Below are 20,832 nucleotides of genomic sequence, written 5' to 3'. Positions count from 1 at the left end.
GATGGATAAAAAGAATGGCACAGACAAAATATCAACGTGTGGCTGATGAGATTAAGCAACGTATCATTGCGAATGTCTATCCACCGCGAACGCTGCTTCCCGACCAGAACGCATTGGCCGCGGAGTTCGGTGTCAGTCGAATTACAATTAAAAAGGCTCTGGACGGAGTTGCTCGAGAGGGACTGATCTATAAGAAGTCCGGTCTAGGTACCTATGTTCTTGGTGACATTGCATTGCGTGATCGGGATGATTCGCCTGCGAATGCGTTTGACGGGTTGTCTGAACAGCAGGGTAGTGAACGTGTCACCAGTCAGATTATTAAGTTTGAGGTTGCTTTTCCCAATGCAGACTTGCAAGACAAGCTCGGGATTGCTGAGAATGAGGCCGTCTATGATATTCGCCGATTACGACTATTAGACGATGAACCGTTTATTTTGGAGCATACATTCCTACCGGTGCGCCTGGTCCCGAATCTCTCACGCCAAATTCTTGAGAAGTCACTCTATATGTTTCTACACCAAGACTTGAATCTCACATTTGGTGGTGCTTATCGGCGAATTCACGCTGATCTGCCGGATGAACTGGATCAACAATATCTCAAAGCGGGAGAGACCACACCTGTTCTTGAGACTGAACAGCTCATTTGGTTAATTAATGGGCAGAATATCGAGTACTCAACAGCACGCAATGTCTACGACCGAAGATCTTATACCGTGCTTGACGTTAATGATTTTTAAATGAACAGGAGGATGACAATGACAAAATTAAGTCCAGATTTTATGTGGGGTGGCGCCGTTGCTGCGCACCAATTTGAAGGTGGCTGGCAAGAAGGCCACAAAGGTATCTCAATTGCCGATGTGATGACTTCTGGCGATGCCCACACGGAACGCACGATTACGGATGGTGTGCAGCCAGGCAACAATTATCCGAATCACGAAGCCATTGATTTTTACCATCATTATAAAGAAGACATTAAGTTATTCGCCGAGATGGGCTTCAAATGTTTCCGGACATCCATCGCGTGGACTCGGATTTTTCCAAACGGCGATGAAGCCACACCTAATGAAGAAGGTCTGGCATTCTATGATGATGTCTTCGCGGAATGCAAGAAGTACGGTATCGAACCCATTGTGACCTTGTCACACTTTGAAATCCCATTTCATTTGATTCAGGAATACGGTGGGTTCCGCAATCGCAAGATGATTGATTTCTTCGTGAAGTTCGCGGATGTCTGCTTCAATCGCTATCACGATCAAGTGAAGTACTGGATGACATTCAACGAAATCAATAACCAGACCAACTACAACAACGAATTCTTACTCTACACGAATTCGGGGATTAAGGTGGAGCCCGGTGAAGATGCTGAAGCCTTGATGTTCCAAGCGGCACACTATGAATTGGTTGCCAGCTCGATTGCGGTGCAACACGCGCACCAAATCGATCCATCGATGCAAGTTGGCTGTATGATTGCCATGGTGCCACTGTATCCCCTGGACTCTAAGCCAAGTGATATCATGATGGCTGAAAAGGCGATGCAAAAGCGCTATTGGTTTGCTGATGTGCACGCTCATGGTGAGTATCCTGTCTTCATGGAGGCTTATTTTGCTAAGAAGGGTTTTCGGCCAGATATCACTGATGCTGACCGCTATAACCTGGCGCACGGTACCGTCGACTACATCGGCTTCAGTTACTACATGTCAAAGACAGTTCGCGCGACTGACGACAATCCTGATTACGACTATGAAGATCACACGGGCGACATTCAGAATCCATTCCTTGAAAATTCCGAATGGGGTTGGTCCGTCGATCCAGAAGGCCTGCGTTATGGTATGAACTGGATGTATGACCGCTATCACTTGCCACAATTCATTGTCGAAAATGGTTTTGGCGCTCGTGATACCGTCGTTGATGGTAAGGTGCACGATGATTACCGCATCGACTACCTGCGTCAGCACATTGAACAGATGAAGAAAGCAATTCTGGATGATGGCATTCCTGTCATCGGCTACACACCGTGGGCTGCGATTGATATCGTCAGTGCCGGCACTGGGCAGATGGAGAAACGCTATGGCTTCATTCATGTCGATAAGGATGACCAAGGTAAGGGAACAATGAATCGTTTGAAGAAAGATTCCTTCTATTGGTACAAACAGGTCATTGCCTCTCAAGGTGAGGACTTATAATAGTAGAAAGTGATTGTCAGTGTCGCTGAAGACTTGGCGGTCATAAAAAAGAGCGTTACGACGAAACCCAATGGGAATTGTCGCAACGCTCTTTTATTGCATTAGACCACGGATGCACCCAGGACCGTCTTGAAGTGATCCAGTGCCCATTCCTGGCCGCCTGGCTTGAATGTGGCCACAGCGTCTTGGTGAATAGTTAGGTCATAGTTCAGATTATAGGCATCAACTGCCGTGTGCAGGACACAGATGTCCGTGCAGACACCAACCAAGTGTAGGTGATCGATCTTGCGCTCACGCAGCAGCAGATCAAACGGCGTACCAGCAAAACTGGAGTAGCGTGTCTTATCGAATTGAATCACCTTGTCATTGTCCGCCTGGCTGCGATACCAAGGTTCTAACTGGCCGTAAAGCTCGCGGCCCCAAGTATCACGCACATTGTGAGGTGGGAAGAGCTTGGTCTCCGGATGAAACGGATCATTGGGCGTGTGCACATCGGTCGGTAGAAAAACAAATTTCCCGGCGCGCGCGTATTGCTCAGCCAGCTGTTCGATGGCGTCCTCGATGGCTTGCGCAGGTCGGCCCGCGGTGAGTGCACCGTTTGTAGCAACAAATCATTTGTGTAGTCGATGATCACTAATGCTTCATTCATGTCTTGACACCCCTTCATATGGAATAGCCTAACCATACTGGCTTCAGCCGTGTGCGTCAAGTGATAGGGTGAGGTAGCGGCTAAATATTTTTCATCGCGCGATTTTCATAAGCAATCAGTATCATCAAGGGCTTGATTCAGGCTGTGATGTGAACCCTGTGCTTGCGCCGATATTCTTTTCATGATAAGCTAAGCAAGTTGTTTTCTAGCAATCGTTGGTTAATCATCCACATAATTGGCAAAAAGCTTGTTTTAACAGCCTTTTTTGTATACTATCTAAAGTGCTGATTCTTACGGGAATAGTATGCACTGAAGATGGAAGACATCGATAGCGTGGATGTGAAAGGTTGCGACACGCCCGGCCGCTTTGCCACGGGGGCGAGTTGGTAATTTTCACGGAGCTAGTCTACTAACTGATAATAGACGAAGGAGGTCACACAATGGCAAAACAAAAGATTCGGATCCGGCTTAAGGCTTACGAACACCGGATTCTAGATCAATCTGCAGATAAGATCGTAGAAACTGCAAAGCGCACAGGTGCTACAATTTCTGGTCCGATCCCACTGCCAACCGAACGTACACTTTACACTGTTCTCCGTTCTCCACATAAGTACAAGGATTCACGGGAACAATTCGAAATGCGTACACACAAGCGGTTGATTGATATTGTTAACCCAACACCAAAGACAGTTGATGCTTTAATGAAGCTCGACTTGCCAAGCGGTGTCGACATCGAAATTAAATTATAATTCTAAATAGAAATTGGAGGTGTACCCATGACACGAAAAGGAATCTTAGGTAAGAAGGTTGGCATGACTCAGGTCTTCACCGAAAACGGCGAATTAGTTCCAGTTACCGTTATCGACGTCACACCTAACGTTGTAATGCAAGTTAAGACTGTTGAATCTGACGGTTACGAAGCAGTGCAATTAGGTTTTGGCGACATGCGTGAAGTTCTGACCAACAAGCCTTCCCAAGGCCATGCTAAAAAGGCTGGCACAACCCCTAAGCGCTTCATTAAAGAAATTCGCGATGTTGCGCTTAGTGAATATGAAGTAGGCGCAGAAGTTAAGGCTGATGAGTTCACAGCAGGCGACATCGTGGACGTCACCGGTACTTCCAAGGGTCACGGTTACCAAGGTAACATCAAGAAGGATGGCCAATCTCGCGGTCCTATGGCTCACGGTTCTCGTTATCACCGTCGTCCTGGTTCTCTTGGGGCTATCATCAACAAAGTCTTCAAGGGTAAGAAATTACCAGGTCGGATGGGTAACAACACCCGTACAATGCAAAATCTTGAAGTGATCTCTGCTGACCTCGAACACAACGTACTCTTAATCAAGGGTAATGTGCCAGGTGCCAACAAGTCATTTGTTACCGTACGTACCGCTGTTAAAGCGGCTAAATAGTTTAGAAGGGAGGATATATACGCATGGCAAACGTTACTTTATTTAAGCAAGATGGTTCCCAAAACGGGACAGTTGAATTAAACGATACCATCTGGGCAATTGAACCAAACGAAAACGTCGTGTTTGACGCAGTAGTGATGCAACGCGCTTCCCTTCGTCAAGGTACACACGCTGTTAAGAATCGTTCAGCCGTTTCTGGTGGTGGACGCAAGCCTTGGCGTCAAAAGGGTACAGGTCGTGCCCGCCAAGGTTCAATCCGTTCTCCACAATGGCGTGGCGGTGGGATCGTCTTCGGACCAACCCCACGTAGTTACGCATACAAGTTACCTAAGAAGGTTCGTCGCTTGGCTCTCAAGTCCGTTCTTTCCCAAAAGGTGCTTGACGCTGACTTAGTTGTTGTTGATGCATTAGCATTCGACGCACCTAAGACAAAGGCATTCGCACAAGTACTTTCCGGCTTAAATGTTGATACAAAGGCTTTAGTTGTCCTTGAAGACGGCAATGACTTTGCAGCACTTGCAGCACGGAACTTACCTAACGTGAAAGTTATCCCTGCAGACGGTGTTAACGTATTAGATGTTGTTAACTACAACAAGTTAATCGTGACATCTGCTGCACTCCAAAAGATTGAGGAGGTGCTTGCATAATGGAAGCACGCGACATCATTTTACGCCCGATTGTAACTGAACAATCTATGGCTAATATGGATAACCGCAAGTACACTTTCGAAGTCGACGTTCGCGCTGATAAGACCCAAGTTCGTCGGGCTGTTGAAGAAATCTTCGACGTCAACGTTAAGAACGTTAACATCGCAAATGTTCGCGGTAAGAAGAAGCGCCAAGGTAACTTTGTGGGTTACACCCGTAAGCGCCGTAAGGCAACTGTTACATTGACTGCTGATTCCAACAGCATCAAGATTTTTGAAGACTAGTATCAAAAATTTGCACATAGGAGGGAAAAATCGTGGCGATTATTAAGTACAAACCAACGACAAACGGCCGTCGGAACATGTCTGGTTCAGATTTCGCTGAAATCACCAAGAAAAAGCCTGAAAAGACTTTACTTGAAAGCCAGAACCATACCGCTGGTCGTAATGCGCATGGTCATATCACAGTTCGGCATCGTGGCGGTGGTCACAAGCAATTCTACCGTGTGATCGACTTCAAGCGCCAAAAAGACGATGTTGTTGCTACAGTTGCAGCGATCGAATACGATCCAAACCGTACAGCTAACATTGCATTATTACATTATGAAGATGGGGTTAAGGCCTACATCCTCGCACCTAAAGGCTTAAAAGTTGGCGACAAGGTTGTCAGTGGTGAAGATGTTGATATCAAGATTGGTAATGCAATGCCATTATCAAACATCCCTGATGGAACAACAATCCATAACATCGAATTGAAGCCAGGTAAGGGCGGCCAAATTGCTCGTGCTGCTGGTGTTTCTGCTCAATTATTGGGTAAGGAAGACAAGTACGTTACAGTCCGTCTGGGTTCTGGTGAAGTTCGTATGATCTTAGCCCGCAACCGTGCCACAATCGGTGAAGTTGGTAACGAACAACACGAATTGATCAATATCGGTAAAGCTGGTCGCAAGCGTTGGTTAGGTTTCCGTCCAACAGTTCGTGGGTCAGTTATGAACCCTAACGATCACCCTCATGGTGGTGGTGAAGGTAAAGCTCCTATCGGTCGTCCTTCTCCTCTTTCTCCATGGGGTAAGAAGACTCTTGGTAAGAAGACTCGTAGTCATCAAGCTAAGTCTGAGAAGTTCATTATTCGTCACCGTAAGCACAAGTAATTAACCTTGCGTTAATACGCGAAATAAAGGAGGTCACACAATGGGTCGCAGTCTTAAAAAAGGACCTTTCGCCGATGCGCATCTTTTAAATAAGATTGACGCACAGGCAGACAGCGAAAAGAAACAAGTCATTCGCACTTGGTCTCGTCGCTCAACCATTTTCCCAAGTTTCATCGGTTACACCATCGCCGTGTATGATGGTCGTAAGCACGTCCCAGTTTTCGTTTCTGAAGACATGGTTGGTCACAAGTTGGGCGAATTCGCACCAACTCGTACATTCCGCGGACATGCCAATGACGATAAGAAGTCAAAAGGGCGCTAAGAAAGGAGCAATAAATCATGGCTGATCAAATTACATCCGCTACAGCAACGGCTAAAACCGTTCGGATTGCTGCTCGCAAAGCGCGTTTGGTAATCGACTTAATCCGTGATCGCGACGTTGCTGAAGCATTAGCAATTCTTGAATTTACCCCACGGGCAGGTTCACCAATCATTGCTAACGTTCTCAAGTCCGCTATTGCGAATGCAGAACATAACTATGACTTAGATGCGCAAAACTTATACGTAAGTGAAGCCTATGTCAACGAAGGCCCAACCCTCAAGCGGTTCCGTCCTCGTGCCAAGGGTAGTGCATCACCAATCAACAAACGGACTAGCCACATCACAGTGGTTGTTTCCGAAAAAGAAGCATAAGGAGGGATAACGCGTGGGTCAAAAGATTAATCCAGTTGGTTTCCGTGTCGGTGTCATTCGTGACTGGGATGCAAAGTGGTACGCTGATAAAGACTTTGCTACCTTCTTACACGAAGACTTAAAGATCCGGAACTACATCAACGAAAAGTTAGTTGATGCTTCTGTTTCAAGAATTGAAATCGAACGCGCTGCAAATCGCGTCAACATCTCTATCCATACTGCAAAGCCAGGGATGGTTATCGGTAAGGGTGGTGCGGAAGTTGAAAACTTACGTAAGCAATTAAACGTGTTAACTGGCCGTCAGGTTCACATTAACATCGTTGAAATCAAGAAGCCTGACTTAGATGCTAAGCTCGTCGGTGAAAACATTGCTCGTCAACTCGAACAACGTGTTGCTTTCCGTCGTGCTATGCGTCAAGCAATGCAACGGACAATGCGTGCCGGTGCTAAGGGTATCAAGACGCAAGCTGCTGGCCGTTTGAACGGTGCAGATATTGCTCGTCGCGAACACTATGCTGATGGGACAGTGCCATTGCACACATTGCGTGCTGACATTGATTACTCATGGCAAGAAGCGATCACCACATATGGTAAGATCGGTATCAAGACGTGGATTTATCGGGGTGAAGTATTACCTGATAAGCCTAATCGTAACAATAATGCGAAGGGAGGAAACTAATCGTGTTAGTACCTAAGCGTGTAAAGCATCGCCGCGAATTCCGTGGTAAGATGCGTGGTGCTGCCAAAGGTGGCAAAGAAGTAAACTTTGGCGAATTCGGGCTTCAATCGCTCGAATCACACTGGATTTCCAACCGTCAGATTGAAGCTGCTCGTATTGCTATGACTCGTTACATGAAGCGTGGTGGGAAAGTTTGGATTCGTATTTTCCCTCATAAGTCCTACACCACAAAGGGTGTTGGTGTTCGTATGGGTAATGGTAAAGGGGCACCAACTGGTTGGGTCGCTGTAGTTAAGCGCGAAAAGATCATGTTCGAAGTTGCTGGTGTGCCAGAAGACGTTGCTCGTGAAGCATTACGCTTGGCATCAAACAAGCTCCCAGTTCGGACTAAGATTGTGAAACGCGAGGAAGTAGGTGAGCAATCAAATGAAGGCTAAGGAAATTACTGCATTAACCACTGCTGAGATGCTCGACAAGGAAAAGCAATATAAAGAAGAGCTGTTTAACCTGCGCTTCCAACAAGCTACCGGTCAACTTGAAAATACCGCTCGCTTAAAGCAAGTTCGCAAAAACATTGCTCGGATTAAAACCGTCCTTCGGCAGCAAGAAGTCAATAAATAAACGGAAAGGAGACATTTACCTTGGAAGAACGTAATCATCGTAAGGTTTATCAAGGCCGTGTGGTCTCTGATAAGATGGACAAGACCATCACAGTTGAGGTCAGCACTTATAAGACACATCCTGTATATGGCAAAACGTGTGAAGTACTCAAAGAAGTACTATGCTCACGATGAAGAAAATGCCGCTCACGTTGGCGACATTGTTCGGATCATGGAAACTCGTCCTTTATCACGCAATAAGCGGTTCCGTTTATTGAACGTTGTCGAAAAGGCAGTTATCATCTAAATTATTTGAACGTGATGAAAGGAGGACCAACCCGTGATTCAACAAGAAAGTCGTCTTAAAGTAGCAGATAACTCTGGTGCTCGCGAATTATTGGTTATCAAAGTGCTTGGGGGTTCATACCGCAAGACTGGTAACATCGGTGACATCGTAGTCGCAACTGTAAAACAAGCTACACCAGGTGGCGTTGTCAAGAAGTCTGATGTTGTTAAGGCTGTAATCGTCCGGACTAAGTCTGGTGCGCGTCGTGCTGATGGTTCTTATATCAAATTTGATGAAAACGCAGCTGTTATCATCAATGCTGACAAGAGCCCACGCGGGACTCGGATCTTTGGACCAGTGGCACGTGAATTACGTGACGGCGATTTCATGAAGATCGTTTCCTTAGCACCCGAAGTCCTTTAATCATTCTGACCATATAGGAGGTGCGACATGCTTATCAAAAAAGGTGACAAAGTCCGGGTCATGCGTGGTAAAGACGCTGGCAAGGAAGGCACTGTGACAAAGGTTTTACTTAAGGAAGACCGTGTCATCGTTGAAGGTGCCAATATGATTAAGAAACATCAAAAGCCATCAACCCAAGCTCCTCAAGGCGGGATTATGGATATGGAAGCTCCAATTCACGTGTCCAACGTGATGTTGTTAGATCCAGAATCCAACAAGCCTACTCGAGTAAGCAAGGATGTTAAAGACGGCAACAAAGTGCGGATCGCTAAGAAGTCTGGCGCCGCAATCGACAAGTAATAAGAAAGGAGGACAACGCTTTTATGGCTAATCGTTTACAAGAACGCTATACCAAAGAAATTGCACCTGCTTTAATCAGCAAGTTCAACTACAAGAGTTCTATGCAAGCACCTAAGATCGAAAAGATCGTGTTAAACATGGGTGTTGGTGACGCAACAACAAACGCCAAAAACTTGGATGAAGCCGTTGCAGAACTCGCATTAATCTCCGGTCAACAACCATTGATCACCAAGGCTAAGAAGTCCATCGCTGGCTTCCGTCTTCGTGAAGGTATGCCTATCGGGGCCAAAGTAACATTGCGTGGCGAACGTATGTATGACTTCTTAGATAAGTTAATCAACGTTTCATTACCACGTGTTCGTGACTTCCATGGTATTTCCGCTAAGTCCTTCGACGGTCGCGGAAACTACACATTAGGGGTTCGTGAACAACTCATCTTCCCAGAAATCGATTTCGATCAAGTAAATCGCGTTCGTGGTTTAGATGTTGTTATCGTTACTACTGCAAACACTGACGAAGAAGCTCTCGAATTGCTTTCGCAAGTCGGGATGCCTTTCGCAAAATAAGGGAGGTCCACTGCTTGGCTAAGAAGTCACTCATCGTTAAGAATGAGCGGCCAGCAAAGTTCGCAGTGCAAGAATATACTCGCTGCCAACGTTGTGGTCGTCCACATTCTGTTTACCGTAAATTCAAACTTTGCCGGATTTGCCTTCGCGAATTAGCACATGCCGGTCAAATCCCAGGCATGCGTAAAGCTAGCTGGTAAAGCACTACCAAGTTAAAAGGAGGTTAAATCAATGGTCCTGACCGATCCAATCGCAGATTACTTGACCCGGGTTCGTAACGCAAACATGGTTCGCCACGAATCCCTACTTGTACCTGCTTCCAAGATGAAGAAAGACATTTCTGAAATTTTAAAGCGTGAAGGGTTCATCCGTGACTACGAAGTCATTGAAGATGACAAGCAAGGCATGATCCGCGTCTTCTTAAAGTATGGTAAGGATAACGAACGTGTTATCTCTGGCCTGAAGCGGATTTCCAAGCCTGGTCTTCGCTCATACGTAAAGAGCAATGACGTGCCAAAGGTCTTAAATGGCTTAGGTATCGCTATTATCTCTACTTCTGAAGGTGTTGTCACCGATTCAGAAGCACGCGCTAAGAACATCGGCGGCGAAGTTCTCGCTTACGTTTGGTAATATCACTAATCACAAAGGAGGTGCCTATAAGTGAGTCGTATCGGTTATAAAGTCATTAACGTCCCTGCAGGCGTTACAGTTACTCGCAATGGTGATGATGTCACTGTTAAGGGTCCAAAGGGCGAATTAACGCGTACCTTTGTTCCTGAAATCGAAATGCATCAAGAAGGCAGTGAAATTAGTTTCACTCGCCCAGACGATTCTTACAAGGCAATTCACGGCACAACACGTGCTAACTTGAACAACATGGTCATTGGTGTAACTGAAGGTTACCAAAAGTCATTGACCTTGGTTGGGGTTGGTTACCGTGCTCAATTGCAAGGTAAGAAGTTAGTTTTAAATGTTGGTTACTCACACCCCGTTGAAATGGATGCCCCAGAAGGCATTACCATCGAAGTGCCAAGTAACACTAACATTTTGATCAGTGGGATCAGCAAGCAGTCTGTTGGACAATTCGCTGCTGAAATCCGTGCTGTTCGCTCCCCAGAACCTTATAAGGGTAAAGGGATTCGTTACACGGACGAACAAGTTCGTCGTAAGGAAGGTAAGACTGGTAAGTAGTCGCTTACTCGTCGCTTAACTACAAATTTAAACAAGAGGTGAACATTGTGATTTCAAAACCAGATAAGAACAAGACTCGGCAGCGGCGTCACTCACGCGTCCGGGGTAAGATCTCTGGTACGAGCGAGCGCCCACGCTTGAACATTTTCCGTTCTAACAAAAACATCTACGCGCAATTAATTGATGACGTAGCGGGTGTGACGCTAGCAAGTGCCTCCACTCTTGATAAAGAAGTTTCTGATGATTTAAACAAGACTGAAGCAGCTGCTGCTGTTGGTGAATTAGTTGCCAAGCGCGCTGTTGCTGATGGTCACAAAGTTGTGGTCTTTGACCGTGGTGGTTATCTGTACCATGGTCGCGTTGCTGCTTTAGCTGAAGCTGCACGTGAAAATGGCCTCGAATTCTAATACAAAGGAGGATAACCTACACATGGCATCATCATCATACATTGATCCAGCTCAATTGGACTTAGAAGACCGCGTTGTGTCAATCAACCGTGTTACCAAAGTTGTTAAGGGTGGTCGCCGCCTTCGTTTTGCAGCAATTGCAATCGTTGGTGACAAGCATGGTCACGTTGGCTTCGGTACCGGTAAGGCTCAAGAAGTCCCAGAAGCAATCCGTAAGGCTGTTGAAGACGCCAAGAAGAACTTAATCGAAGTTCCTATTGTCGGCACAACAATTCCTCACGAAGTTATTGGTCACTTTGGCGCAGGTGAAGTTTTACTTAAGCCTGCTGTTGAAGGTTCTGGGGTTGCTGCTGGTGGCGCCGTTCGTTCCGTTATGGAATTAGCTGGGATCAACGACGTTACAAGTAAGTCACTCGGTCGGAACACAGCGATCAACATGATCCGTGCAACTATGGACGGCTTGGTTCAACTCAAGACTGTTCAACAAGTTGCTGATCTTCGTGGGATCTCTGTTTCCCAATTACAAGACTAATTTAGGAGGGAACACACATGGCTCAATTAAAGATTACTTTGATCCGCAGTGCTGCCCACCGTCTTCCTAAGCAACGTAAGATTGTTAAGGAATTAGGTCTTGGTCGGATTAGCAGCTCTGTTGTTAAGCCTGACAATGCAGCCACTCGTGGTGCAATTTTCCAAATTTCACACTTAGTTTCTGTTGAAGAGATTAAGGACTAATCATAATCAACTAACAAGGAGGTGCCCTGAATAATGAAGTTACATGAATTGAAACCTAGTGTTGGTTCACGTCACTCCCGTAAGCGTCTTGGTCGCGGTACTTCTAGCGGTCAAGGTAAGACTGCTGGTCGTGGGCAAAAGGGTCAATTGGCTCGCCAGGGTGGTAAGACTCGTCTTGGTTTTGAAGGTGGCCAAATGCCATTATTCCGTCGTATGCCAAAGCGTGGGTTCAACAACATCAACCGTAAAGTCTTTGCAGTTGTTAACGTTGCTGACTTAAACCGCTTCGAAGACGGTACAGAAGTAACACCTGCATTATTGGTGGAATCAGGTCTCGTGAAGAACGAACGTGATGGCATCAAGTTACTTGCCAACGGTTCGCTTGAAAAGAAGCTTTCTGTTAAGGTAAGCAAGGCTTCTGCTGCTGCTCAAGAAGCAGTTGTCGCTGCAGGCGGTTCGATTGAGGTGATTTAATGCTATCAACCCTCAAAAACGCGCTCAAGGTTAAAGAAATTCGTAATAAGATTCTCTTTACCTTAGGCGTTTTACTGGTTTATCGGTTAGGCGCGCAAATTTCTGTCCCAGGTGTCAACGCGAAAGCATTGACCGAGATTGGTCAGACAGGTTTAATCCCGTTGCTCGACACAGTCAGTGGTGGGGGACTTGCGAATTATTCGATTTTCTCCATGGGGGTTTCACCTTATATCACGGCACAGATTGTTGTGCAACTGTTGCAAATGGACATTCTGCCTAAGTTTGTTGAATGGAGTAAGCAAGGGGAAGTTGGTCGCCGGAAATTAAACCAGTGGACACGCTACCTCACCATCGTTTTGGGCTTCTTCCAGGCACTCGGTATTACTGCCGGGTTCCAACAGCTCAGCAGTTTGGGATTGGTTAAAAATCCAAATATGGAAACCTACATCACGATCGGGATTATCCTGACCGGTGGGACCATGTTGCTCACTTGGATGGGTGAACAGATAACGGATAAGGGTCTTGGGAACGGGATTTCCTTGATCATCTTCGCCGGGATTATCGCTCGCCTGCCAAATGGGATTTACGAATTAGTTCGTGACAACATCATTAACGTGCCAGCTGGCGATATCTGGAAGGGCGTCTTAGTCCTGATTGCTATCGCTGTTGCCGTGATTGCGGTTGTCACCTTTGTAACTTGGGTGCAACAAGCGAACCGGAAAATTCCGATTCAATACACGCGCCGTGTGACGAGTGCTGGTTCTAACAGTTACTTACCACTTAAAGTTAATGTGGCTGGGGTTATCCCAGTTATCTTCGCAAGTTCATTCATCGTGACACCTCAGACCATCTTGATGGCCTTCCAGGCAACGCACGCTGATGACGGTTGGTTCATCACCTTGAATAATATTTTCAATCTGCAAAAGCCAGCCGGAACTGCGATTTATACAATTTTGATTGTTCTGTTTACCTTCTTCTACGCATTCGTGCAAGTAAATCCAGAAAAGGTCGCAGAAAACTTAACCAAGCAGGGAAGCTACATTCCAGGTGTTTGGCCGGGTAAGGGTACTGAAAAGTATCTCTCAGGTGTGCTGATGCGTTTATCCACTGTCGGGGCAATTTTCCTCGGGGTGATCGCATTACTCCCACAACTGGCTGCTAATATTTGGGGCTTGCCACAATCCATCGGTCTTGGTGGTACCAGTCTGTTGATTGTCGTTATGACAGCCATCGAATTGGTTCGCCAGTTAGACGGGTTACTGATGAAGCGCGAATATGTCGGCTTCATTCAGGGCGATTTGGTTAAAGACTAGGACAGTTGTTATAAATGAGGAGGATGCAACGTGAATCTCATCTTAATGGGACTTCCCGGTGCAGGTAAAGGGACTCAGGCAGAGCGCATTGTTGACGCCTACCCAATTGCTCATATCAGTACGGGCGACATGTTCCGCGCGGCTATGGCTGCCGGAACTGAGCTCGGTCTGGAAGCAAAGCGGTATATTGATCAGGGCCAATTGGTCCCTGATGAAGTCACCAATGGGATCGTAAAAGACCGTTTAGGCGAACCTGACACTGATCAGGGCTACATGCTTGACGGTTTTCCCCGGACCATCCAACAAGCTGAAGCGCTTGACCAAATCACTGCTGATTTGAACAAGCCTTTGGATGCGGTCATCAACATCGCTGTTGAACCGCAAATCTTGGTTGATCGCCTGTCTGGGCGGTTTATCTGTAAGACCTGTGGGGCAACGTATCATAAGCTATACAATCCCCCAAAGGTTGCCGGCACTTGCGACCGTTGCGGCGGTCATGAGTTCTTCCAACGTGAAGACGACAAGCCAGAAACCGTAAAGAATCGTTTGAAAGTGAATATCGAAATGAACACACCATTGCTTGATTTCTACAAGCAACGGAACCTGTTGTTCGAAGTTGATGGCGATCAAGCCATTGATGATGTATTCGCCGAGATTCAAAAGATTCTGGCTACCGTTGCAAAGTAGATGACCTCGTCTTTTGCACCGTCCTCACGGCTATTTTCAAAGCCGAATATTTATGGTACAATAGCGCGGTATGTGCGGTGAGTACCAGTGTGCTCACCCTTTTCGCGCGATCTGCATTGATCCAGAATTTTAGGAGGAATATTTTACGTGGCAAAAGACGATGTAATTGAAATTCAAGGCACCGTAGTGGATACATTACCCAATGCGATGTTTAAAGTCGAACTTGAAAATGGGGCAACAATTCTGGCCCATGTCTCTGGCAAAATCCGGATGCACTACATCAAGATTTTACCAGGGGATCGGGTGACTGTTGAGTTGTCACCATACGATCTGACAAAGGGTCGAATCACTTACCGTTTCAAGTAGTTGCCAACCTGAGGAGGCTATAAAACATGAAAGTACGTCCATCTGTTAAAAAGATGTGTGAACATTGTAAAGTTGTCCGCCGTAAAGGTCGGGTTATGATCATTTGTTCAGCAAACCCTAAGCATAAGCAACGCCAGGGTTAAGATTAAATATTAAATAGGAGGTGTTTGTGAAATGGCTCGTATCGCAGGTGTAGATTTACCCCGTGGTAAGCAAATCGTCATCGCTTTAACCTATATCTTTGGTATTGGTAAGACGACGGCAAAGAAAATCCTCGCCGAAGCTGGCGTTGATGAAACGATCCACCAAGAAGATTTAACTCCAGATCAAGAAGATAAGATCCGTGCAGCTGTCGACAACTACCGTGTTGAAGGTGACTTGCGTCGGGAAGTTAGCTTGAACATCAAGCGTCTTCAAGAAATCGGTTCTTACCGTGGTATCCGTCACCGTCGTGGCTTGCCTGTTCGTGGTCAAAATACCAAGAACAACGCTCGTACACGTAAGGGTAAGAAGACTACCATTGCTGGTAAGAAAAAATAATTAAAGGAGGTATAATCGATGGCAACTCGTAAGACAAGTCGTAAGCGTCGTGTTCGTAAGCATATCGAATCCGGCGTTGCGCACATCCACTCAACATTCAATAATACGTTAGTGATGATCACAGACCCTCGCGGGAATGCAATTTCTTGGTCTTCTGCTGGGACATTGGGTTTCAAGGGTAGCCGTAAGTCAACACCATTTGCTGCACAAATGGCTGCTGAAGCTGCTGCTAAGGAATCCATGGAACATGGCATGAAGTCTGTTGAAGTTGCGGTTAAGGGCCCTGGTCCTGGCCGTGAAGCAGCTATTCGTTCACTCCAAGCAACTGGTCTTGAAGTGACAGCGATCCGCGATGTGACACCTGTGCCACATAACGGTTCTCGTCCTCCAAAGCGTCGTCGTGTTTAATTGTTACCCTACGACTGCTTGGCGGCCGGGTAGACAAAACTTCACTTCTCGTTTTGAAAGGGGTACAAACTAGATGATCGAATTTGAAAAGCCAAACATCACCAAAGTTGACGAAGGCACGAACTATGGTAAGTTCGTTGTTGAGCCGCTCGAACGTGGTTATGGGACAACGCTTGGGAATTCATTACGACGGATTTTGTTATCTTCTCTGCCCGGTGCTGCCGTAAGTAGCATCCAAATCGACGGTGTGCTTCATGAGTTCACTACTGTCGATGGCGTGCTAGAAGACGTTACACAAATTATTCTTAACATTAAGAAGTTAGCATTGAAGCTACTGACTGATGATGATAAGACTGTCGAAATTGATGTCCAAGGTCCTGCAACTGTGACAGCTGCTGATATCGTCGCTGATGGCGATGTTGAGGTACTAAATCCTGAGCAATATATCTGTACTGTTGCTGAAGGTGGTCACTTCCACGTCCGAATGACGATTAAAAAGGTCGCGGGTATGTGGCAGCTGATCAAAATAAAGTTGATGACATGCCAATTGGCGTCTTACCAATCGACTCGATTTTCACCCCAATTAGTCGGGTTAACTACCAAGTTGAAAGCACCCGTGTTGGTCGGCGAAACGACTTTGATAAGTTGACGTTGGATGTTTGGACCAATGGCTCAATCAATCCACGCGAGGCAATCAGTTTGGCAGCGAAGATTCTGACAGAACACTTGGATATCTTCGTGAACTTGACCGATGAAGCTAAGAACGCTGAAATCATGGTTGAAAAGGAAGAAACACACAAGGAAAAGATGCTTGAGATGACTATCGAAGAGCTCGACTTGTCTGTTCGTTCTTACAACTGCTTGAAGCGTGCTGGCATCAACACAGTTCAAGAGTTAACCAACAAAACAGAAGCCGATATGATGAAAGTGCGTAACTTAGGCCGTAAATCACTTGAAGAAGTGAAGAACAAGTTATCTGACTTGGGCTTAGGTTTACGTAACGAAGACTAAAACAGCAAAGGAGGCCAACTCATGGGTTACCGTAAATTAGGGCGTACAAGCTCTCAACGTAAGGCAATGTTACGTGATTTAACCAGCGACTTATTCATCAATGAACGTATCATCACTACTGAAGCTCGTGCAAAAGAAATTCGCAAGACTGCAGAAAAGATGATCTCATTGGGTAAGCGCGGCGATCTTCACGCACGTCGTCAAGCAGCTGCATTCGTTCGTAATGAAGTTGCTGACATTCGCGAAGATGGCGATAGTGTTGTTGTTCAATCCGTTCTGCAAAAGCTTTTAGCGATGTTGCACCACGGTATGCCGATCGTAATGGTGGGTACACACGGATTATGAAGACAGCACCTCGTCGCGGCGATGGCGCACCAATGGTTATCATTGAACTTGTCTAACTAAATAAAACCGAGTTCGCCCTCGTGGTGAATTCACTTTGATCATTTGATCGATGGAGCGTTACGATGATGGCTATCTCATTCCTGAGGTACGATCTTTCGCGGTGACGTTAAACTCACTGGCTTAGTCTAGCTTGCGAGAATCAGGGCAACCTGGTGTCTCCATCATTAAATGATTTTTTACATACTGCATGATGAACAGGTCACCGACATTGATTGTCGGTGACCTGTTTTTGTTTATTGAAGAATAAAAACGAATAGGACTTTTATACGGTCCAGCATGATTGTTATGGCGCGATTCAGGACATTTAATTGTCAGAAACAAGTCTTTAAATCTGGTAAGCAATTATTGCTCACTACTATCGCTGCACTCGCATTATTGGGAACAGGTAGCGTTATTAATACGGTTGCACAAGATGGGAATGTCGTACGAGCGGATACAGAACATACAGCAACTTTTAATGATCCTAGCTTAATGGTAACACGTACTATTGTTGCAAGATTAAACTTCAATGGCGTGACGAAAGATGTCACCATCAAGAATGTGAAGGCTGTTCCCGATAGTCCCAATGTTGCGCTGGTCAATGCGCCTAAGTTTGCAGGATACACAACATTTGGTGGCAACCCAATGCGGATTTATTTATTTGGGCCCAATACCACCTATCACGGAAAATTATTTCAAGATGTCTCGATGATGCAATATTTCACTCCTGGGTATAAGCATCCTGAAATGCCAGCGCGCGATCCACAGTTGGGTACGGAAAGCGGGTATCTGAATAATCAGCTCGCCAAGGTCACCTATACGATTCCAAGTGCGGCTGACGGCCAAGTTTATACGATGGATAAAAATGAAAATATCACTGCTACGAGTCAGAAGCTGGTCAAAGGTACCAAGTGGCGCATCACACAAATGTTGAGTAGTGATAATGGCAACAATTGGTTGAATGCAGGGAAAAACACCTGGTTGAAGTTGCGTAACTATAAACTGTTTGACGGTTCGGCCGTCTTGGGTTCTTTCGTTAGTTTCTATCCTGTTTCTACTGTTACACGCAATGGTGGTGCGCATGTCTACAGTACTGTGAATAATAATTTGTGGCAACATCCCGTGTCTTACCGAAGGGGAGCAGTTGGTCAACCAAAGCGGCGTCCAATGAATGGTTGAATATCGGTGGCGACCAATGGTTACGGTTTGCGGACGTTCACAACCACAAAAAGACAACGACCAGCAACACACCATCCAACAAGGCAACGATGACATCAAAGTCATTGAAGCATGGCACCACATGGCGTGTATCGCTTTACCGAACAATCGATGGCGTGATCAGTTGGTACAACTTAGGCGGTAATCAATGGATTCAAGCGAAATACGCTGTCGCTGTTAAGTAAATGAACTCAAGCACACCTTCTGTCAGTGATGCGGAAGGTGTTTTTGTGTCTTGAGCCGGAAATGTGCATTCACCATATTGAATGCGATATGCTAGATATACGCCACACAAAAGGAGGAAAGTAATATGTTACATTTTATTTGGTTACTTATTGTCGGTGCTGTAATCGGTGCTATCGGGCAAATGATTGTCGGCCGTAACATGCCATTTGGCTGGGTCGGTAATATCTTGGCTGGTTTAGTCGGGGCATGGCTTGGGACGCGTCTGCTGGGCGACTGGGGCCCACACATGGCTGATCTCGCAATTTTCCCTGCGTTAATCGGTGCTATTATTCTTGTATTGATTGTTTCAGCCATTATGGGCACAACGAAGACACGCAAGTAAGAATAATTTGATAGAGAGACTATTCAATTTTGAATAGTCTTTTTTATTACTGCGTTCTAATTGCACGTGCAAAAATCATCCTGTTAAGCTGAAATTAGTAAGTGAAGGATTACAAATAAAGCTTAGGGGGAATCAGGATGAAGCGTGTGAAGTTTTGGGGTACAGGACTGAAGTCGGTTTTAGTTATAGCTGTCTTGAGTGGTGTTTCTGTGGGCATTCAATCATATAGTCAGCCGCAAACTGTTAATGCGGCGATTCAACAACTTTCACCGGTATATGATTCAGGCAAGTTTACATTTACTGTTGAAAATGGTGAGGCAACTTTAACGGGATTCTCGCCGGATATCATTTTTCCAGAAAAGCAATTAACCATTCCTGCCAAAGTGTCTTCAGAGGACGGTGCAATGGCAGAGATTCCTGTAAGGCGAATTGGGTCAGAAGCTTTTTCTCGTCGTGGACTGACTCAAGTGGATTTTGAAGATAATAATGTTCTGGATAATATTGGATCTGGGGCTTTTCAGGAAAATAGATTACTGACCATTAAACTACCCGATTCGATTATACAGATTGAGTCAAATGCTTTTTCTGGGAACAAACTAAACAAAGTAGTTCTACCCACGGCATTAAATGTAATTGGAAGTTATTCTTTTGCCAATAATGAAATTACCCAGCTAAATCTACCTAGTCAAGTTCGAGAAATTAAGAGTTGCGCCTTTTTATCAAATAAAATCGAAGAAATCAACCTTCCCTTATCTTTGGAAATTTTTGAATCTGCTGCTTTTAATGAAAATCCTTTGAGAAACATTGAAAATTTTCGGTTAGATACTTTTGATATTTGGAGTGGTCAGGAAGCCTTTTCGTGTGGAAAACTTTTACCAATTAATACAAAAAGAGAAGAGGTCAGGCTACCTGTTGTGGATGTAATAAAGTTCACTCCTAATTTGGATGTTAGATATAAAATAGAAACGTTCGATGATATAGAGTTCGACAATATTAATAAGGAGTTCATAATTAGCTCCGAAGTAAAATCTATCCACGCATCTGTTAATGTTTTTGATAGAATAAGTGGTAATATGTTAGGACGGTTTTATTTTTCACAAACTTATGCTGGTCACTTCGATTATTCTGCGCTTGAAGCGGCAGTAAAAAAGCTCAGGAAAAATTGAAAGATAAAGATAAATATACAAATGAGAGTGTAAGTAAGGTCGAAAGAGAACTCACGAAGGGAATCGATATTCTAGAAAATTTGGCGGAATATGAAGCAGCGGTGAATCAACAGGCCCAGTGGATAAATGCTGCAGTTGAATATCTGCAACTCAAATCCGACTCTCCCTCCGAACCTGAGACACCACCATCTGGCAATAATCCCGGAGGTTCAACCGAAACGCCGACCCCTGAAATCAAGGAAATGTCCGGCACAGCCGAGGTGATGGATGAAACTCGGATCTACCGCAATGCCGAAACAACACAAGCAACCAACCGCACATTAAAAATCGGAAGTAAGTGGCGTGTATTTGGGGTGAGACAGGTCAAAGGAAATACATTGGCGTACAATCTTGGTGGTAATCAATGGATCAAAGCGGATGATGTGTTAATCCGCGATGATAGCGGACAGGTTGTTCAGCCACCAGAAGGCGAAAGTGTAACTCGTCTGAATGGTATCTTCACGGTCAGAGTACCTGGTTACCCAACCTGGAGCACAGTTCTATGGGATAATTATGGGAAAGCGACTAATCGCTTCTTGAAGGCAGGAACACGATGGAAGGTCTTTGCTAAGAAGCAACTTAATGGTCGTGTTTATTATTCTCTTGGTGGCCATCATCAGTGGGTAGCTGCTGAATATGGTCGTTTCAGCCAATAATTTACGCGAAAAAGACGACACCTGATTGATTCTGGGTGTCGTCTTT

General features: G+C 45.5%; 33 protein-coding genes and 4 pseudogenes. 36 read left to right on the top strand and 1 reads right to left on the bottom strand.

The window, feature by feature from the left end:
• The first annotated feature begins 14 nt into the window (after positions 1-14).
• Positions 15-737: a GntR family transcriptional regulator gene (locus tag JCM17471_RS09055; protein WP_054777620.1), complete on the top strand. Its 723-nt coding sequence runs from the start codon at positions 15-17 to the stop codon at positions 735-737.
• A gap of 18 nt (positions 738-755) precedes the next feature.
• Positions 756-2,183 carry a 6-phospho-beta-glucosidase gene (locus JCM17471_RS09050; RefSeq protein WP_054777619.1) on the top strand — a complete coding sequence of 476 codons (1,428 nt, stop codon included), beginning with the start codon at positions 756-758 and terminating at the stop codon, positions 2,181-2,183.
• 101 nt (positions 2,184-2,284) lie between these two features.
• Here the strand turns inward: JCM17471_RS09050 and JCM17471_RS09045 are convergent.
• A pseudogene (locus JCM17471_RS09045) lies at positions 2,285-2,832 on the bottom strand (cysteine hydrolase family protein).
• Positions 2,833-3,272: 440 nt separating this feature from the next.
• Here JCM17471_RS09045 and rpsJ point away from each other — a divergent pair.
• The 34 genes and pseudogenes from rpsJ (at position 3,273) to JCM17471_RS08885 (ending at position 20,786) form a co-directional block, all read left to right on the top strand.
• The gene (gene rpsJ / locus JCM17471_RS09040; RefSeq protein ID WP_003567567.1) at positions 3,273-3,581 is read left to right on the top strand and encodes a 30S ribosomal protein S10; all 309 of its coding nucleotides are present in this window, start codon (positions 3,273-3,275) and stop codon (positions 3,579-3,581) included.
• A gap of 27 nt (positions 3,582-3,608) precedes the next feature.
• Positions 3,609-4,241: a 50S ribosomal protein L3 gene (gene rplC, locus JCM17471_RS09035; protein ID WP_054777618.1), complete on the top strand. Its 633-nt coding sequence runs from the start codon at positions 3,609-3,611 to the stop codon at positions 4,239-4,241.
• A 23-nt stretch (positions 4,242-4,264) separates the two neighbouring features.
• Positions 4,265-4,888, top strand: coding sequence for a 50S ribosomal protein L4 (gene rplD, locus JCM17471_RS09030; RefSeq protein WP_054777617.1), 624 nt, complete (start codon positions 4,265-4,267; stop codon positions 4,886-4,888).
• The gene (rplW, locus tag JCM17471_RS09025; RefSeq protein WP_054777616.1) at positions 4,888-5,172 is read left to right on the top strand and encodes a 50S ribosomal protein L23; all 285 of its coding nucleotides are present in this window, start codon (positions 4,888-4,890) and stop codon (positions 5,170-5,172) included. Before rplD ends, rplW begins: the two co-directional genes overlap by 1 nt.
• Positions 5,173-5,204: 32 nt before the next feature.
• Complete coding sequence (rplB, locus tag JCM17471_RS09020; RefSeq protein WP_054777615.1) at positions 5,205-6,038, top strand: 50S ribosomal protein L2; 834 nt, start codon at positions 5,205-5,207, stop codon at positions 6,036-6,038.
• Between the two features lie 40 nt (positions 6,039-6,078).
• Positions 6,079-6,360: a 30S ribosomal protein S19 gene (rpsS, locus tag JCM17471_RS09015; RefSeq protein ID WP_054777614.1), complete on the top strand. Its 282-nt coding sequence runs from the start codon at positions 6,079-6,081 to the stop codon at positions 6,358-6,360.
• Between the two features lie 17 nt (positions 6,361-6,377).
• Positions 6,378-6,731, top strand: coding sequence for a 50S ribosomal protein L22 (rplV, locus tag JCM17471_RS09010; protein ID WP_054777613.1), 354 nt, complete (start codon positions 6,378-6,380; stop codon positions 6,729-6,731).
• A gap of 13 nt (positions 6,732-6,744) precedes the next feature.
• Positions 6,745-7,410 (top strand): 30S ribosomal protein S3, encoded by a 666-nt coding sequence (rpsC, locus tag JCM17471_RS09005; protein ID WP_054777612.1) that lies wholly within the window; start codon positions 6,745-6,747, stop codon positions 7,408-7,410.
• Positions 7,411-7,412: 2 nt separating this feature from the next.
• Positions 7,413-7,847: a 50S ribosomal protein L16 gene (gene rplP / locus JCM17471_RS09000; protein WP_054777611.1), complete on the top strand. Its 435-nt coding sequence runs from the start codon at positions 7,413-7,415 to the stop codon at positions 7,845-7,847.
• On the top strand, positions 7,837-8,031 hold the full coding sequence (gene rpmC / locus JCM17471_RS08995; protein ID WP_054777610.1) for a 50S ribosomal protein L29: 195 nt from the start codon (positions 7,837-7,839) through the stop codon (positions 8,029-8,031). Before rplP ends, rpmC begins: the two co-directional genes overlap by 11 nt.
• 20 nt (positions 8,032-8,051) lie before the next feature.
• Positions 8,052-8,316, top strand: a pseudogene (rpsQ, locus tag JCM17471_RS08990) (30S ribosomal protein S17).
• A gap of 33 nt (positions 8,317-8,349) precedes the next feature.
• Positions 8,350-8,718, top strand: coding sequence for a 50S ribosomal protein L14 (gene rplN / locus JCM17471_RS08985; protein WP_054777608.1), 369 nt, complete (start codon positions 8,350-8,352; stop codon positions 8,716-8,718).
• Positions 8,719-8,745: 27 nt separating this feature from the next.
• Positions 8,746-9,057, top strand: a complete 312-nt coding sequence (gene rplX, locus JCM17471_RS08980; protein WP_054777607.1) for a 50S ribosomal protein L24 — start codon at positions 8,746-8,748, stop codon at positions 9,055-9,057.
• Between the two features lie 23 nt (positions 9,058-9,080).
• Positions 9,081-9,623, top strand: coding sequence for a 50S ribosomal protein L5 (rplE, locus tag JCM17471_RS08975; RefSeq protein ID WP_054777606.1), 543 nt, complete (start codon positions 9,081-9,083; stop codon positions 9,621-9,623).
• A 14-nt stretch (positions 9,624-9,637) separates the two neighbouring features.
• Positions 9,638-9,823, top strand: coding sequence for a type Z 30S ribosomal protein S14 (locus tag JCM17471_RS13500; protein ID WP_082395277.1), 186 nt, complete (start codon positions 9,638-9,640; stop codon positions 9,821-9,823).
• Between the two features lie 31 nt (positions 9,824-9,854).
• Positions 9,855-10,253: a 30S ribosomal protein S8 gene (gene rpsH / locus JCM17471_RS08970; RefSeq protein WP_054777605.1), complete on the top strand. Its 399-nt coding sequence runs from the start codon at positions 9,855-9,857 to the stop codon at positions 10,251-10,253.
• Positions 10,254-10,283: 30 nt separating this feature from the next.
• Positions 10,284-10,814, top strand: coding sequence for a 50S ribosomal protein L6 (rplF, locus tag JCM17471_RS08965; protein ID WP_054777604.1), 531 nt, complete (start codon positions 10,284-10,286; stop codon positions 10,812-10,814).
• A gap of 47 nt (positions 10,815-10,861) precedes the next feature.
• Complete coding sequence (rplR, locus tag JCM17471_RS08960) at positions 10,862-11,221, top strand: 50S ribosomal protein L18 (protein WP_082395276.1); 360 nt, start codon at positions 10,862-10,864, stop codon at positions 11,219-11,221.
• A 22-nt stretch (positions 11,222-11,243) separates the two neighbouring features.
• Positions 11,244-11,753: a 30S ribosomal protein S5 gene (gene rpsE, locus JCM17471_RS08955; protein ID WP_054777602.1), complete on the top strand. Its 510-nt coding sequence runs from the start codon at positions 11,244-11,246 to the stop codon at positions 11,751-11,753.
• Between the two features lie 17 nt (positions 11,754-11,770).
• Positions 11,771-11,956, top strand: a complete 186-nt coding sequence (rpmD, locus tag JCM17471_RS08950; RefSeq protein WP_054777601.1) for a 50S ribosomal protein L30 — start codon at positions 11,771-11,773, stop codon at positions 11,954-11,956.
• 33 nt (positions 11,957-11,989) lie between these two features.
• Positions 11,990-12,430 (top strand): 50S ribosomal protein L15, encoded by a 441-nt coding sequence (gene rplO / locus JCM17471_RS08945; protein ID WP_054777600.1) that lies wholly within the window; start codon positions 11,990-11,992, stop codon positions 12,428-12,430.
• The gene (secY, locus tag JCM17471_RS08940; protein WP_054777599.1) at positions 12,430-13,743 is read left to right on the top strand and encodes a preprotein translocase subunit SecY; all 1,314 of its coding nucleotides are present in this window, start codon (positions 12,430-12,432) and stop codon (positions 13,741-13,743) included. Before rplO ends, secY begins: the two co-directional genes overlap by 1 nt.
• Positions 13,744-13,773: 30 nt before the next feature.
• On the top strand, positions 13,774-14,430 hold the full coding sequence (locus tag JCM17471_RS08935; RefSeq protein ID WP_054777598.1) for an adenylate kinase: 657 nt from the start codon (positions 13,774-13,776) through the stop codon (positions 14,428-14,430).
• A gap of 147 nt (positions 14,431-14,577) precedes the next feature.
• On the top strand, positions 14,578-14,796 hold the full coding sequence (infA, locus tag JCM17471_RS08930; RefSeq protein ID WP_054777597.1) for a translation initiation factor IF-1: 219 nt from the start codon (positions 14,578-14,580) through the stop codon (positions 14,794-14,796).
• Between the two features lie 26 nt (positions 14,797-14,822).
• Positions 14,823-14,939 carry a 50S ribosomal protein L36 gene (rpmJ, locus tag JCM17471_RS13495; RefSeq protein ID WP_003567518.1) on the top strand — a complete coding sequence of 39 codons (117 nt, stop codon included), beginning with the start codon at positions 14,823-14,825 and terminating at the stop codon, positions 14,937-14,939.
• A gap of 31 nt (positions 14,940-14,970) precedes the next feature.
• Complete coding sequence (gene rpsM, locus JCM17471_RS08925; protein ID WP_054777596.1) at positions 14,971-15,336, top strand: 30S ribosomal protein S13; 366 nt, start codon at positions 14,971-14,973, stop codon at positions 15,334-15,336.
• An 18-nt stretch (positions 15,337-15,354) separates the two neighbouring features.
• Positions 15,355-15,744 carry a 30S ribosomal protein S11 gene (rpsK, locus tag JCM17471_RS08920; RefSeq protein ID WP_054777595.1) on the top strand — a complete coding sequence of 130 codons (390 nt, stop codon included), beginning with the start codon at positions 15,355-15,357 and terminating at the stop codon, positions 15,742-15,744.
• A 73-nt stretch (positions 15,745-15,817) separates the two neighbouring features.
• Positions 15,818-16,755: pseudogene (locus JCM17471_RS08915) on the top strand (DNA-directed RNA polymerase subunit alpha).
• A 21-nt stretch (positions 16,756-16,776) separates the two neighbouring features.
• A pseudogene (gene rplQ / locus JCM17471_RS08910) lies at positions 16,777-17,156 on the top strand (50S ribosomal protein L17).
• Between the two features lie 289 nt (positions 17,157-17,445).
• Complete coding sequence (locus tag JCM17471_RS08905; RefSeq protein ID WP_054777594.1) at positions 17,446-18,318, top strand: hypothetical protein; 873 nt, start codon at positions 17,446-17,448, stop codon at positions 18,316-18,318.
• Positions 18,315-18,542, top strand: coding sequence for a hypothetical protein (locus JCM17471_RS08900; protein ID WP_054777593.1), 228 nt, complete (start codon positions 18,315-18,317; stop codon positions 18,540-18,542). Before JCM17471_RS08905 ends, JCM17471_RS08900 begins: the two co-directional genes overlap by 4 nt.
• A gap of 125 nt (positions 18,543-18,667) precedes the next feature.
• Positions 18,668-18,925: a GlsB/YeaQ/YmgE family stress response membrane protein gene (locus JCM17471_RS08895; protein WP_054777592.1), complete on the top strand. Its 258-nt coding sequence runs from the start codon at positions 18,668-18,670 to the stop codon at positions 18,923-18,925.
• Positions 18,926-19,062: 137 nt separating this feature from the next.
• The gene (locus JCM17471_RS08890) at positions 19,063-20,091 is read left to right on the top strand and encodes a leucine-rich repeat domain-containing protein (protein ID WP_054777591.1); all 1,029 of its coding nucleotides are present in this window, start codon (positions 19,063-19,065) and stop codon (positions 20,089-20,091) included.
• Positions 20,088-20,786 carry an SLAP domain-containing protein gene (locus JCM17471_RS08885; RefSeq protein ID WP_054777590.1) on the top strand — a complete coding sequence of 233 codons (699 nt, stop codon included), beginning with the start codon at positions 20,088-20,090 and terminating at the stop codon, positions 20,784-20,786. Before JCM17471_RS08890 ends, JCM17471_RS08885 begins: the two co-directional genes overlap by 4 nt.
• Positions 20,787-20,832 lie beyond the last annotated feature (46 nt).

This window comes from Lacticaseibacillus saniviri JCM 17471 = DSM 24301, from assembly GCF_001311785.1.
Taxonomy (GTDB): domain Bacteria; phylum Bacillota; class Bacilli; order Lactobacillales; family Lactobacillaceae; genus Lacticaseibacillus; species Lacticaseibacillus saniviri.
This window is presented reverse-complemented; position numbering and strand designations above follow the sequence as displayed.

Coding starts and splice junctions, on each gene's coding strand:
- JCM17471_RS09055 (WP_054777620.1), top strand. CDS start 15: ATGGCACAGACAAAATATCAACGTGTGGCTGATGAGATTAAGCAACGT.
- JCM17471_RS09050 (WP_054777619.1), top strand. CDS start 756: ATGACAAAATTAAGTCCAGATTTTATGTGGGGTGGCGCCGTTGCTGCG.
- rpsJ (WP_003567567.1), top strand. CDS start 3,273: ATGGCAAAACAAAAGATTCGGATCCGGCTTAAGGCTTACGAACACCGG.
- rplC (WP_054777618.1), top strand. CDS start 3,609: ATGACACGAAAAGGAATCTTAGGTAAGAAGGTTGGCATGACTCAGGTC.
- rplD (WP_054777617.1), top strand. CDS start 4,265: ATGGCAAACGTTACTTTATTTAAGCAAGATGGTTCCCAAAACGGGACA.
- rplW (WP_054777616.1), top strand. CDS start 4,888: ATGGAAGCACGCGACATCATTTTACGCCCGATTGTAACTGAACAATCT.
- rpsS (WP_054777614.1), top strand. CDS start 6,079: ATGGGTCGCAGTCTTAAAAAAGGACCTTTCGCCGATGCGCATCTTTTA.
- rplV (WP_054777613.1), top strand. CDS start 6,378: ATGGCTGATCAAATTACATCCGCTACAGCAACGGCTAAAACCGTTCGG.
- rpmC (WP_054777610.1), top strand. CDS start 7,837: ATGAAGGCTAAGGAAATTACTGCATTAACCACTGCTGAGATGCTCGAC.
- rplX (WP_054777607.1), top strand. CDS start 8,746: ATGCTTATCAAAAAAGGTGACAAAGTCCGGGTCATGCGTGGTAAAGAC.
- rplE (WP_054777606.1), top strand. CDS start 9,081: ATGGCTAATCGTTTACAAGAACGCTATACCAAAGAAATTGCACCTGCT.
- rpsH (WP_054777605.1), top strand. CDS start 9,855: ATGGTCCTGACCGATCCAATCGCAGATTACTTGACCCGGGTTCGTAAC.
- rpsE (WP_054777602.1), top strand. CDS start 11,244: ATGGCATCATCATCATACATTGATCCAGCTCAATTGGACTTAGAAGAC.
- rpmD (WP_054777601.1), top strand. CDS start 11,771: ATGGCTCAATTAAAGATTACTTTGATCCGCAGTGCTGCCCACCGTCTT.
- rplO (WP_054777600.1), top strand. CDS start 11,990: ATGAAGTTACATGAATTGAAACCTAGTGTTGGTTCACGTCACTCCCGT.
- secY (WP_054777599.1), top strand. CDS start 12,430: ATGCTATCAACCCTCAAAAACGCGCTCAAGGTTAAAGAAATTCGTAAT.
- rpmJ (WP_003567518.1), top strand. CDS start 14,823: ATGAAAGTACGTCCATCTGTTAAAAAGATGTGTGAACATTGTAAAGTT.
- rpsM (WP_054777596.1), top strand. CDS start 14,971: ATGGCTCGTATCGCAGGTGTAGATTTACCCCGTGGTAAGCAAATCGTC.
- rpsK (WP_054777595.1), top strand. CDS start 15,355: ATGGCAACTCGTAAGACAAGTCGTAAGCGTCGTGTTCGTAAGCATATC.
- JCM17471_RS08905 (WP_054777594.1), top strand. CDS start 17,446: ATGGCGCGATTCAGGACATTTAATTGTCAGAAACAAGTCTTTAAATCT.
- JCM17471_RS08895 (WP_054777592.1), top strand. CDS start 18,668: ATGTTACATTTTATTTGGTTACTTATTGTCGGTGCTGTAATCGGTGCT.
- JCM17471_RS08890 (WP_054777591.1), top strand. CDS start 19,063: ATGAAGCGTGTGAAGTTTTGGGGTACAGGACTGAAGTCGGTTTTAGTT.